At 65.4% G+C, this 11,470-nt stretch carries 13 protein-coding genes; 6 read left to right on the plus strand and 7 right to left on the minus strand.

The features are described 5' to 3' along the window. The first annotated feature begins 40 nt into the window (after nt 1–40). The 3 genes from ACR9ZH_RS09230 (at nt 41) to ACR9ZH_RS09240 (ending at nt 3,030) form a co-directional block, all read left to right on the plus strand. Nucleotides 41–1,561: an MDR family MFS transporter gene (locus ACR9ZH_RS09230; protein WP_481290466.1), complete on the plus strand. Its 1,521-nt coding sequence runs from the start codon at nt 41–43 to the stop codon at nt 1,559–1,561. 138 nt (nt 1,562–1,699) lie between these two features. Next, entirely contained in the window at nt 1,700–1,873 is a 174-nt protein-coding gene (locus tag ACR9ZH_RS09235) for a hypothetical protein (protein WP_481290467.1), read from the plus strand. 62 nt (nt 1,874–1,935) lie between these two features. Beyond that, complete coding sequence (locus ACR9ZH_RS09240) at nt 1,936–3,030, plus strand: ATP-grasp domain-containing protein (protein ID WP_481290468.1); 1,095 nt, start codon at nt 1,936–1,938, stop codon at nt 3,028–3,030. Between the two features lie 6 nt (nt 3,031–3,036). Here the strand turns inward: ACR9ZH_RS09240 and ACR9ZH_RS09245 are convergent, their stop codons facing one another. From ACR9ZH_RS09245 to ACR9ZH_RS09255, 3 genes are all read right to left on the minus strand, one after another. Next, nucleotides 3,037–3,690 carry a DUF6766 family protein gene (locus tag ACR9ZH_RS09245; protein ID WP_481290469.1) on the minus strand — a complete coding sequence of 218 codons (654 nt, stop codon included), beginning with the start codon at nt 3,688–3,690 and terminating at the stop codon, nt 3,037–3,039. Continuing rightward, complete coding sequence (locus ACR9ZH_RS09250; protein ID WP_481290503.1) at nt 3,687–4,229, minus strand: cysteine hydrolase family protein; 543 nt, start codon at nt 4,227–4,229, stop codon at nt 3,687–3,689. Before ACR9ZH_RS09250 ends, ACR9ZH_RS09245 begins: the two co-directional genes overlap by 4 nt. Nucleotides 4,230–4,351: 122 nt before the next feature. After that, on the minus strand, nt 4,352–4,681 hold the full coding sequence (locus tag ACR9ZH_RS09255) for a hypothetical protein (protein WP_481290470.1): 330 nt from the start codon (nt 4,679–4,681) through the stop codon (nt 4,352–4,354). A gap of 173 nt (nt 4,682–4,854) precedes the next feature. On the opposite strand from ACR9ZH_RS09255, the gene ACR9ZH_RS09260 reads away from it, so the two are divergent. Further along, nucleotides 4,855–5,970 carry a sensor histidine kinase gene (locus ACR9ZH_RS09260; RefSeq protein WP_481290471.1) on the plus strand — a complete coding sequence of 372 codons (1,116 nt, stop codon included), beginning with the start codon at nt 4,855–4,857 and terminating at the stop codon, nt 5,968–5,970. Then, entirely contained in the window at nt 5,967–6,737 is a 771-nt protein-coding gene (locus ACR9ZH_RS09265) for a LytR/AlgR family response regulator transcription factor (protein ID WP_481290472.1), read from the plus strand. The genes ACR9ZH_RS09260 and ACR9ZH_RS09265 overlap by 4 nt, the downstream gene beginning before the upstream one ends. On the opposite strand, the gene ACR9ZH_RS09270 is transcribed toward ACR9ZH_RS09265, so the two are convergent. From ACR9ZH_RS09270 to ACR9ZH_RS09280, 3 genes are all read right to left on the minus strand, one after another. Further along, nucleotides 6,734–7,570, minus strand: a complete 837-nt coding sequence (locus ACR9ZH_RS09270; RefSeq protein ID WP_481290473.1) for a class I SAM-dependent methyltransferase — start codon at nt 7,568–7,570, stop codon at nt 6,734–6,736. The genes ACR9ZH_RS09265 and ACR9ZH_RS09270 overlap by 4 nt on opposite strands. Nucleotides 7,571–7,601: 31 nt before the next feature. Further along, complete coding sequence (locus tag ACR9ZH_RS09275; RefSeq protein ID WP_481290474.1) at nt 7,602–8,636, minus strand: alpha/beta fold hydrolase; 1,035 nt, start codon at nt 8,634–8,636, stop codon at nt 7,602–7,604. Between the two features lie 83 nt (nt 8,637–8,719). Continuing rightward, nucleotides 8,720–9,265, minus strand: coding sequence for a hypothetical protein (locus ACR9ZH_RS09280; RefSeq protein ID WP_481290475.1), 546 nt, complete (start codon nt 9,263–9,265; stop codon nt 8,720–8,722). Between the two features lie 179 nt (nt 9,266–9,444). Between ACR9ZH_RS09280 and ACR9ZH_RS09285 the strand changes: the two genes are divergently transcribed. After that, complete coding sequence (locus ACR9ZH_RS09285; protein ID WP_481290476.1) at nt 9,445–10,626, plus strand: lactonase family protein; 1,182 nt, start codon at nt 9,445–9,447, stop codon at nt 10,624–10,626. 109 nt (nt 10,627–10,735) lie between these two features. On the opposite strand, the gene ACR9ZH_RS09290 is transcribed toward ACR9ZH_RS09285, so the two are convergent. Continuing rightward, nucleotides 10,736–11,410, minus strand: coding sequence for a TetR/AcrR family transcriptional regulator (locus ACR9ZH_RS09290; RefSeq protein WP_481290477.1), 675 nt, complete (start codon nt 11,408–11,410; stop codon nt 10,736–10,738). Between the last annotated feature and the right edge of the window lie 60 nt (nt 11,411–11,470).

Genomic DNA, 11,470 nt, shown 5'->3' on the forward strand with positions numbered 1-11,470 from the left:
GGGTATAGTCGCGGCTCTCCCGAGCCCCGAGCCTCCTTCCTTGACGACCGAAACGACGCAAGAACCTGCGGTCGCGGCCGCACCGACGCAATCGCTCCGCCTCCTGCTCACGGCCTTGATGCTGGTGATGCTGCTCGCAGCATTGGACGGCACCATCGTCTCCACGGCCTTGCCGACCATCGTCGGAGAACTGGGCGGACTGGACCAGCTGTCCTGGGTGGTCACCGCGTACATGCTCAGTTCGACCGTGGTGGTGCCGCTTTATGGGAAGTTCGGCGACCTCTACGGCCGCAAGCTGATGATGCAAGTGGCCATTGCGATCTTCCTGCTGGGATCGGTGCTGTGCGGGCTGGCACAGAACATGGTGGAACTGATCCTCATGCGGGCGCTGCAGGGCGTGGGCGGCGGCGGACTCGTGGTGGTCACCATCGCGTCCGTGGGCGACGTGATCCCGCCGGCCGAGCGGGGACGCTACCAGGGGCTGTTCGGTGGCGTTTACGGGCTGGCCACCGTGATCGGACCCCTGCTGGGCGGATTCATGGTCGATCATCTTTCCTGGCGCTGGATCTTCTACGTGAACCTGCCGCTCGGCCTGCTCTGCGTCGCCATCATCGCGGCGGTGTTCCGTCCGCACGTGCGCCATGTTCGCCATGCCATCGATTACCGGGGCGCGGCCCTGCTCACGGTGGCTCTGAGCTGCCTCATCCTGTTCACCACCGAGGGCGGCACGGTGCTGCCCTGGGATTCGCTGAAGCTATGGCTCATCCTCGCGCTGGGCCTGGCGGGCATCGCCGGCTTCGTCGCCGTCGAGCGTGCCGCCGAGGAGCCGATCATGCCGCTGCACCTGTTCCGGCACCGCATCTTCGTGCTCTGCAGCCTCATCGGATTCTTCGTGGGCGCGGCGCTGTTCGGCTCCACAACCTTCATTCCCCTTTACATGCAGGTGGCGAAGGGCGCGACGCCCACGGCGGCCGGCATGCAGTTGCTGCCACTCATGGGCGGCGTGATCCTGAGTTCCATCGTCGTCGGGCGGCTCATCAGCCGGTTGGGGCGTTATCGCGTCTTCCCCATCGCGGGTACGGTCCTCGCGGCACTCGCGCTCCTGCTCCTCGGCACCGTAAGCGATGGCGACCCGGTGTTCCTCATCTACGTCTACACGGGCCTGCTGGGCGCCGGGCTGGGCATGGTGATGCAGGTACTGATCCTCGCCACGCAGAACAGCGTGGAAATGCAGCACCTCGGCGTCGCCACCTCGGGCGTCATGCTGTTCCGTTCCATCGGCGGCTCCATCGGCGTCTCGCTGTTCGGAGCGATCTTCACCATCGGGCTGCAATCGCGGCTGCGTGGCGTGCTTCCGCACAGCCCGCACGCGTCGACGTCGTTCGGTCCGGAAGCGGTGAAAGCACTGCCTCCGGACATTCACGAAAAGTACGTCCATGCCTTCAGCGCATCCATGCATACGGTGTATTTCTGCGCCGCGGCACTGGTAGCCGTCGGCTTCCTCATGGCCTTGCGCCTGCATGACGTGCCTCTGCGTAAGACGCCCGGCCCGTCGAAGTAAGCATTTCCGGCACGGATGCGCCGTCGGGACATTTCACAGGCGAAGAGCGACGTAGTATCCACGAGCCCCCACGCTCCAGCGTCGGGGCACGGCGTTCCGCGTGATCAAACCCTGTCGATCAACCAAGGAGTTCTTTCGATGAAGAACAACGCTTCGCAGTCCCATGATGCTTCCACGAAGGTCCGCGCATTCGCGCGCCTCAGCGCCTTCGAAGTCACGCCGGTGGCGGAAGACGACAACGGCGGCCTGTTCCTGACCATCTACACGGACCCGGATCGGCCGGAGCCTGAGATCGGCATCATCGGCGGCTGATGCGTCGCTCGAGGACGCGCCCCGCACATGCGGGGCGCATTTCTTCGCCACGAGGAAAGTCGATGCGTAGCCGACCGCTGATTCTCGCTCCCGCCGATGACCCGCACGCCTGCGCGCTCGCCTGGGCGATTCGCCGGCAGGGTATCGAGCCGGTGTGGACGCCTTCGCTGCAGGCCGGTCACGGCGCTCATTACAGCTTCCGCATCGATGCGCAGCATGAAACCTTCCATGACTCGCTGCTGGAGGGCGATCGCGTCAGTGCCGTCTGGAACCGGCGTGTGCACGATCCGGTACCGTATTGCGCGGAAGAAGACCGCCCGTTCGCGAGTTGGGAATGGAAGCTGTTCCAGCGCAATGTCTTCGCCATGCAAGGCGCCTATGGCGACGCGTTGTGGGTGAATGGCTTCGCCGCTGCCCAGCGCGCGGAACACAAGCTCGTGCAACTCGCGGTCTGCCGGCGCCTGGACATTCCCTTTCCCGACACCGTCGTGACGACGGATGCGCGTGAAGTCGCCGCACTCATACACCGGTGGGGCCAGGTGGTTTTCAAGAGTTTCCTCGTGCACCAGTGGGAAGAGCGCGACAGCGGCAGGCTGCATGCCGTCGGCGTGGTGCTGCTCAACGGCGATAGCGAACTGCCGGCCGACGCGATCGCCGTCTGCCCCGGAATCTATCAGCGGTACATCGAGAAGCGCTGCGACGTCCGCGTCACCGTGATGGGCGACCGCTTGTTCGCGTTGCGCCTGGGCAAGGGGGCCGAGGGCGCCTTCGTGGATTGGCGCGGGCACAGCAAGGATCCGGCGTTCCGCGCGGAGGCCATGGCGCTGCCTGCTCCGGTCGAGTCGAAGCTTCGCGCCCTCATGCGCGAGCTTGGCCTGGTCTTCGGCTGCATCGACCTGGTCGTCGACGCCCACGGAGAATTCCATTTCCTCGAAGTGAACCAGGCCGGCCAGTTCCTGTTCGTGGAAGACATGTTGCCGGAGCTTCCGGTGCTGCAGACGATGACGGCCATGCTCATCGACGGACGTGTCGATGCGCGGATGGACACGCTGAAGCCGGTATCGATGAAGGCGTTCTGGTCATCGGAGGCATACGCGGCGCTGCGTGAAGGCGTTGCCCGGCACCGTCCGGACCGCCCGTTGTTCACGCTGGAGTAGCGCCGCTCACCCGCCGGTCTGGCTGTGGGGCGCGTCCACCGGTTTCGATTGCGGCGAATCCTTCTGGCGAAGGAAGATCGACAGCACGACGAGCGACAGCACGGCCAGGAATTCGCTTTGCCAGTTCTGGAAGGATTCGAACCAGAACGAGGGGTCGACGGCATACTGGCCCAGGGTTTGCACCGGTTGATGATGCTCGAGCGCCTCGCCCATGGATTTATGCCAACTGGCGAGCAGGTGCCCGGTGAAGCAGCCAGCGAAGAGGACGAGGAAGGCGATGGACAGGGAGTTCGCGTAGAGCCAGCGCACGATGCCGCCGCGTCGCCATGCTTTCGGCTGCAGGTGCGGTGGCGTGGGCGTGTCGTCTTCCTCCGCTTCGTCCAGCGGCCGCGATTCGGCCGAGCCTTTCTGGCGCAGCCACACGGTCAGCAGGACGTATACGCCCATCTGCAGGAACTCGCTTTCCCAGTTCTCGAACGTGGCCGACCAGAAGTCACCGCCGGAAAGGTAGGCCGTCCATCCGATGGAAGCGACGCCATGCTCTACCAGCTCTTGATTGTGCGCCGCGTAGCCAGTGACCGCCTGCGCCGTCCACGCCGCGAGCATCATGGCCAGGACGACGAGGCTCAGGCCGTTGCGCCGCAAAAAAGAATCTTTCATCCATGGGACTCCATCGATCGCGGGCTGACTTCCGCGGATGCCGGCGTTTCGATACCGAAGGTCTCGCGCAGGTGGGCGAGCGTCCGTCCGGAGCGCTCAGCGGTTTCGGCGGCTGTGGTGTCCGCGGGTACGATCGCCTCGATCCTGCGCACGTACGCGTCGAGAACGGTGCTCAGTACGCATGAGTCGGTGGCGAAGCCGGTGACGACGATCCGCTTGAGGCCCAGGTGATCGAGAAGCGATGGCAGGGCGGTTTCGAAGAAGGCCGAATGCCGTGGCTTCAGCAGCTTGAGGTCGTCGGCGTCGGGGCGAAGCGCCTCCACCACATGGCGGCCGGGTGCGCCGGAATGCCCGACGTAGTCGACCACCTCGTCGAAACTGTCTTGCCAGCGCTCGAAATTGTCGTTGACGAAGATCACCGGACAATCGGCGTCGTGAAACCGCTGCCGCAGAAGGACGATGCGGCCGACGGCTTCTTTGGCGTTGTTGAACAGTTCCGTGCCGCCGGGAAACTGGAAGGTGTTGAACACGTCCAGCACCAGCAACGCGGAACGGGACTCGCTCTCGGTCACGACATACCCCAGGCTCCTCTGGAAGCCCAAGCACACCGCAACCCGCGTGAAATCTGCGCACAGGAGCCCACCGCGGTAAAGCGCGCCAACTAACGAGGCCAGGATCCCAGCTGGAGGCGATGGAAGCGGCAGACATCGATGCCGTCGTAAGCCTGGGTGTGGCCGTCACCGAAGGTGACGCGGAAGTCGCGCAGGCAACCGCCCTCCGGCAGACGGACGGTAGCGGTCGTCGTCCCTCCCTGGAGCGGTTCGCCGAGTGGCAGCTCCGTTCCGCCCACGGCGATGGCGGTGACGCTTTCGTACGAAACGTTGACCAGGGTGAACATCCTGGCCGGCTCGCGGCTGCCCTCCGCGGCGTGGACGAGCGATAACGAGCCGATCGCGGACAGGGCGAGGAAGACGATGCGTGCAGCGTGCATGGAGGCTCTCCGTGGCTATGGCGTCGCCATGGGAACCGGGGAATGACCTCTCCGGAAAGCGTTCCGGGACGAATCGTCGAGGCCGCGGGACGATTCGTAGCGCGGGCACATATCGCTTTGACCTGGCGCCTTGGACGCCTACCATGCCTCCAAGGGTCCGCGGAATACACGCCATGAAGGTTCGTCTCGGTACGACGGAAATCGGTCTCGGCCGCTATCTCGCCTTGTGGACGGCGATCGTCGTCGTCTTCGCCTTCCAGCGTTATCTCAATGCGCAGCTGACCGGGCCCGAGTGGGGCGTGTTCGATTACCTGCGCTGGTCGATGATCCAGTGGTACACATGGGCGGCCCTGGCCCCTGCAGTGTTCCGGCTGGCGGCCCTGTACCCGATCCAGGGGCCGTTTCGTCTGCGCGGCCTGGGCTTGCAGCTGCCGGCGAGCATTGCCGTGACGATGCTGTCGCTCATGATCGGCGCGGCGATCTCCACCCCGTTCGAACCCAGCCCGTTCCTCGAGCAGGTCCGGCAATTCCTCGGCCAGCACTTCGCCACCGGTTTCCTCACCTATTGGGCGCTGTTCGCTATCCAGCAGGCCATGACCTTCCACGAGGAGAAGACGCATCGCGAAAGGGAGGCCAGCCAGCTGGCGACGGAACTGGCGCAGTCGCGCCTGCGCGCGCTCAAGTCGCAGCTCCAGCCGCATTTCCTGTTCAACACGCTGCACGCGATCGCCACCTTGCTGAAGGAGGACGCACTCACGGCCGAAGACATGCTTCTGCGCCTGAGCGAACTGTTGCGTGCCTTCCTCGAAGATTACGACGGCCAGGAGATCAGCCTGCGCCGCGAACTGGTCCTGCTGGAGCTTTACCTCGGCATCCAGGGCGTGCGCTTCAAGGATCGCCTGACCACGCGCATCTATGTGGACCCGTCCACGCTGGATTGCGCGGTACCCAGCCTGATCCTCCAGCCGATCGTGGAGAACGCCATCCGCCATGGCATCGGCGAGCGGGTGGGTTCCGACCAGATCGAGATCGAAAGCCGCCGCAACGGCGACAGCCTTTGCATCGAAGTACGCAACCGCAACAGCACGCTCGACGAGAAACCGCCGGGTACGTCACAGGGGCATGGCATCGGCCTGTCGAACACGGCACTGCGCCTGCGCGAACTGTACGGCGATGCCGCGCAGGTACGGCTGGACATGATCTGGCCACAGGGCGTCGTCTGCCGCGTGCGACTGCCGTTCCGCGACATCGCGGACGTCGACGACGGACCGGAGATCGCCAGCGCATGAACATCGCCACCCTGGTCGTCGACGACGAACCCATCGCACGGCACGCCGTGCTTCGCCTGCTGCGCGAGGATCCGGATATCGTGCCGGCGGGCGAATGCGGCGATGGCGCGTCAGCGGTGCAGGCGATTCGCGAGCGGTCGCCCGACCTCGTCTTCCTCGACATCCAGATGCCTGCGATGACGGGCCTCGACGTCGTGGCGACCATCGGCGCCGCGCGCATGCCCGCCACGGTGTTCGTCACGGCTTACGAGCAGTACGCCGTGCGCGCCTTCGAGGCCAATGCTGTGGACTACCTGGTGAAGCCGTTCAGTCGGGACCGCTTCGTGGAAACCTTGCGCCGAGCGAAGGTGAGGCTCAATGCGGGCACCGTTCCAGGCGATGGCAGCGGAGCCATCCAGCAGGTGCTGGATGCCCTGCGCCGGCGCGAGGGCTACCTCGAGCGCGTCCCGGTGCGCGTGGACGAGCGCGTTACCTTCGTCGACGTGGACGATATCGTCTGGATCAAGGCCAACCGCAACATCGTGGAGATCCACCTCGCCGACCGTGTGCACGAGGTCCGGGAAACCATGACCTCGCTGGCCGAGCGCCTGGATCCCCGCCACTTCGCCCGCGTGCACCGCTCGGCGATCATCAATGTCCGCCGCGTCCAGTCCATCCATCCCTGGTTCAACGGTCACCACGTGGTGACGATGGATACCGGGCAGAAACTGCGCATGAGCCGTTACCAGCAGGAGGCCTTCATGCGGCTGGTCTCCACGAAGTCCTAGCGGCGGATCGCGAGCACTCCGTCCAGCGCGAGTTCGGCCTTGAAGCCCGCCTTTTCGAGCCGCCGTGCAACCTCGCGCGGCACGTCGCGGCCGCTGGTGAGCTTGTTCGGGCTGCCGGTGTAGTGGAACAGGCGGCCACCGCGTTTCAGGACGCGGGCCAGCTGTTCGTAAAACGCCTGCGAGTAGAGCTCGCCGGCAATGCCGAAGCGCGGGGGATCGTGGAGCAGGGCGTCCACGGAGGCATCGGCAATGCCGGCAATGGCTACGGAAACGTCATCATGCACAAGATCCAGTCGTCCGCCCGATGCTTCGGGATCGGGCGACCACGGATTGAGCGTGCGCAACCAGAGCACGTCCTCGTTCTTCTCGAACGACTGGACCCGAGCCACGCCGGCGTCGAGGCAGCAGGCCGCGAAGTAGCCCAGGCCGCCACAGGTATCGAGGACGGATTTCCCACGCGGCTCGACGAGCGCCACCTTGCGTCGCGCATCGTCCACGGGCGAGTCCTTCGACGTGGGCAACATCTTGATGCCGTCGATCTCGAAGGTCGGCGCACCCCAGGAGGTGGGCACGAGCTTGATGAGAGATCCCGAAAATCGCGATATGGCCGCGAAATCCTCGCCATCCCAGTAGTACAGGGTCCGGTCCTTCAGGCGCGCGGGGTAGGGGTAATCATGCCCTCGCCATTGCCAGCGGCCGGGATGCAAGACCGCGCTGCCGGTCGAGCGGTCGAGATCGAGCGAACCCGTCCATTCGACGGCGCCGGCGTCACGGGCTGCCGACAGCGCCTCCGCCAGGTCGCGTGTCAGCAGGGGGCCTGAGTAATGCGCCACGATGCGTTCCCAAAGGAACGCATGGTAGGCCTCAGAACTTGTCCACGTCCACGATGGCCTTGGCGAAGGCGTCCGGGGCTTCCTGCGGCAGGTTGTGGCCGACCCCGCCCGCGATCAGCCGGTGTTCGTACTTGCCGGTGAAGCGCTTCGCGTATGCGGCGGGCTCCGGATGCGGCGCACCGTTCGCATCGCCTTCCATGGTGATGGTCGGCACCGTAATGGACGGGAACGCGGCGAGACGCGCCTCCAGCTCGTCGTACTTCCGTTCCCCGGCAGCCAGTCCCAAGCGCCAGCGATAGTTGTCGATGGTGATGGCGACGTGGTCAGCATTGTCGAGGGCGCTCACCGAACGCTGGAAGGTCGCATCGTCGAACTGCCACTTCGGCGAGGCCTGTTCCCAGATGAGCCGCGCGAAGTCGTGCGTGTACTTCGCATAGCCCTCCCGGCCACGCTCGGTGGTGAAGTAGAACTGATACCACCAGAGCAGTTCGGCCTTAGGCGGCAGCGGATTCTTGTTCAGCGCCTGGCTGCCGATGAGGTAGCCGCTGACGGAAACCATCGCCTTGCAACGTTCCGGCCAGAGCGCCGCGACGATGTTGGCGGTGCGCGCACCCCAGTCGTATCCGCCGATGATCGCCTTGTCGATCTTCAAGGCGTCCATCAGAGCGACAACGTCGGCGGCGAGCGCGGCCTGCTGGCCATTCCGCGGCGTGGCGGCCGAAAGGAAAGCCGTGCTGCCGTAGCCGCGAAGGAAAGGGACGATCACGCGGTAACCCTTCGCCGCAAGAAGCGGCGCGACGTCCACATAGCTGTAGATGTCGTAAGGCCAGCCGTGCAGGAGCAGGACGACGGGGCCGGTGGCGGGACCGTCCTCGGCATAACCGACCTTGAGCACGCCGGCCTCTACCGACTTCATCGCCGCGAAAGACGTCGCGCCGTGGCGTACACCCTTCGTCGCGGCCGACGGTCCGGCCGCCATCACGGTGGTGCCCAATCCAGCGGCCGCCATTCCCAGCGCGGTCGCGCCCACGAAGCGGCGCCGCTGCTCATCGAATCTGTCCATCATGCCTTCGCTTCCGGGTGGAGTGACGTGTGCTCACTCTAGCGGCCGCGATCGAAGCCGAATTGCACGTAAATCCGGATATTGGATCAACGATGCGGGTCGTGCGCCTCGCGCAGGCTCGGTGCCTCCGGATCCGGCACTTCGACCGGGCCCTCATGCATTGCGCCGCGTTCGCTGGCCCGGATGGCGCGCCGAACGTCTGTGGCGTCGCCCATCGCCGCTTCCGGCCAGACCCCGGCGGTCTCTTCGGGAAACGACTCCGTGCTGCGCTCGATCAGCGTCGCACCGCAAGCGTCGAAGAGGTCGCGGAGTTCCTGCTCGGGAATGGTTTCGCCCACGAGCACGTTCAGGCGAGCCCTTCCGAGTTCGGACGGCGTGGCGTGTTCGACATTGCGTCCCGCCGGCAGCCGCTTCCCGCTGGGCGAGTCCGAGGTATTGCGAGGTTCCCGGTCACCCCGATGACTGACCTGGGAGGGGAAATTGCTCGGCTCGCTGGCGGTATCCGACGAGCGGCCGATCGTGGCGTCCGTCGCCGGTATCACATCCGCCTGCCGCATGCCCCTTCCCAGCAGTTTGTCACGCGCCGCCATGGCAGCACCCTGGCCCGAAAAGTGCGCGATCAGATAAGTCATGTCTGCCTCCACGTCTACAGCGATCACTGCGAGCTTCCTCGCGACAGCATGAAAGACGCAGTGGCGCTGCGTGAGCAAATCGTGACGGCTCCATTCGCACCCCGCTGCGTAACCATTTCCGTCCTTCCCGCGAACTCCTTCGTAGCCCCCGCATACGCGTGGGAACACTGGAGAAAGCCATGCAGAAACAGCAAGTACTTGCGATGGTGCTCGTCGCGACGATGGCGGGAACGACGGCCGCATCCGCCCAGCAGGCCGATCTCTTCGGCCTCGGCTCCCACGGCGCCTCGCATGTCTATGTCATGTCCAACGACAAGGGCCGGAACAGCGTCGCGGTGCTCAAGCGCGACGCCGCCGGTCACCTCGACAAGGTCGGCGAGTTCGGTACCGGCGGGAAGGGCGTCGGCGTGGGTACCACCGCGCCCCCGCCGGATCCGCTGGGGTCACAGAACGCGTTGCTGCTGAGCGACGACGGGCACCTGCTCTTCGCGGTGAATGCCGGAAGCAACGAGGTGTCCACCTTCATCGTCCTGGGCGACCGTCTGCTCCTCGTCGACGTGACCGACTCGGGCGGAAGCTATCCCGTCAGCCTCGCGCAGCGTGGCGACCAGCTCTACGTCCTGAACAGCGCGGGGCAAGCGAACGTCACTGCCTTCCACATCGCGCCGTTTGGCCTCCTCTCGAAGGTGGCGGGCTCACGCCGCCTCATCGGCACCGACGAACCCCTGGTGGGCAACCAGCCCGATGTGGGCAACACCGCGACGCAACTCCAGTTCGACCGCAAGGGCCAGTGGCTTGCCGTGTCGGTCAAGGACTCACGTGCCAAGGGCTTCATCGAAGTGTTCGCCGTCGACCGCGCTGGCACGCTTGCGCAGGATCCCGCCGTCACGCCGTCGATGGACACGGCGGCATTCGGCTTCACGTTCGACGACCAGGACCATCTCCTGATTACCGAGGGTGGCGCGAACGCCGTATCGTCATATTCCCTTGAGCGTGACGGCGACCTGAGCGTCATCTCGCAATCGGTAGCGACGGGTCAGGCGGCTACCTGCTGGCTCGCGGCCAACCGGCGCTATGCATTCACCGCGAACGCGGGTTCGAACACGTTGACGGGGTTCCGCGTCGATGCGCACGGAGGTCTCTCGCTCACCGCGGCGGACGGCGTCGCGGCCAACCTCGGCGCCGGGCATGCACCGACCGACATCAAGTTCTCCAGCGATGGACGTTCGCTCTACGTCAACACGCCGGGCACCGGTGGGGTAAGCGCTTTTGCCGTGCGTGAGAACGGCGAACTCGTACCGCTGGGAGAGACGCCCGTCTTCGCCGCCTTCTCGGGGGCACAGGGCCTGGCCGTGCAGTAAGCGCCGGCGGCCGATCGGTCTGTCCTGTGGGAGCCGCTTCAGCGGCGATGGCTGCTCGCGGCAAGGGTGCCCGCTGCCGCGGGATCGCCGGCATAGCCGGCTCCCACATCTATTTTGATCCGGCGTGCGCCGCCGCGAGCGCCTCCAGGCCGGCGAGAATGAACGTCGTCATGTCCTCGCGCAGTCCTTCGGACCGGGGCATCAAGGCGGGCAGCACCTTCTTCCGCAGGCCTTCCGGCGCGATCAGCAGGGCAATGCACGGAAAGATCGTCATCATCATGCCGCGCTGCACGGCCGGATGCTCGACGGGCAGCCCGAGGTGTCCGGCCATGAGGCGGGCGACGATGCCCGCCTTCGGCGCCACGGCCTGTTCGACCAGCGCGTTCACCAGCGGGGAGGGTGACATCACCTCCTTCAGCACGACCTTGAAGCCCCACGACTTATCGCCCAACGCGGCCTGGGTCACGAAGTGCGCGATCAGGGCCTGCAGCTTCTCCCGGGGTGGCCGTTCCGAACGGGCGAATGCCGCAAGGTCTTCCACGCTCACGACCTGGCGGTGCGCCTCCACGAGCACGGCCTCATAGAGGCCGTCGCGGCTACCGAAGTGGTAGTTCACCGCGGCCATGTTGACGCCTGCCTTGAGGCAGATGTCCTTGCTCGACGTACCCAGGTAACCGTGCTCGGCGAATAACCGGCCAGCCACATCGAGCAACTGGGCCCGGGTGCTTTCGCCGTCCTGGCGCGACGCGCGGCGGGTTGACGAGGAGGATGATCGGGCTGTCATGCCCTAATTATAACTCAAATTTGCATTTGATTTCGCGCGTCCACGAGCCTAGACTGCGGG

The sequence above is a fragment of the Luteibacter sp. SVR4-7G genome, assembly GCF_056755555.1.

Coding starts and splice junctions, on each gene's coding strand:
- ACR9ZH_RS09235 (WP_481290467.1), top strand. CDS start 1,700: ATGAAGAACAACGCTTCGCAGTCCCATGATGCTTCCACGAAGGTCCGC.
- ACR9ZH_RS09240 (WP_481290468.1), top strand. CDS start 1,936: ATGCGTAGCCGACCGCTGATTCTCGCTCCCGCCGATGACCCGCACGCC.
- ACR9ZH_RS09245 (WP_481290469.1), bottom strand. CDS start 3,690: ATGAAAGATTCTTTTTTGCGGCGCAACGGCCTGAGCCTCGTCGTCCTG.
- ACR9ZH_RS09255 (WP_481290470.1), bottom strand. CDS start 4,681: ATGCACGCTGCACGCATCGTCTTCCTCGCCCTGTCCGCGATCGGCTCG.
- ACR9ZH_RS09260 (WP_481290471.1), top strand. CDS start 4,855: ATGAAGGTTCGTCTCGGTACGACGGAAATCGGTCTCGGCCGCTATCTC.
- ACR9ZH_RS09265 (WP_481290472.1), top strand. CDS start 5,967: ATGAACATCGCCACCCTGGTCGTCGACGACGAACCCATCGCACGGCAC.
- ACR9ZH_RS09275 (WP_481290474.1), bottom strand. CDS start 8,636: ATGATGGACAGATTCGATGAGCAGCGGCGCCGCTTCGTGGGCGCGACC.
- ACR9ZH_RS09280 (WP_481290475.1), bottom strand. CDS start 9,265: ATGACTTATCTGATCGCGCACTTTTCGGGCCAGGGTGCTGCCATGGCG.
- ACR9ZH_RS09285 (WP_481290476.1), top strand. CDS start 9,445: ATGCAGAAACAGCAAGTACTTGCGATGGTGCTCGTCGCGACGATGGCG.
- ACR9ZH_RS09290 (WP_481290477.1), bottom strand. CDS start 11,410: ATGACAGCCCGATCATCCTCCTCGTCAACCCGCCGCGCGTCGCGCCAG.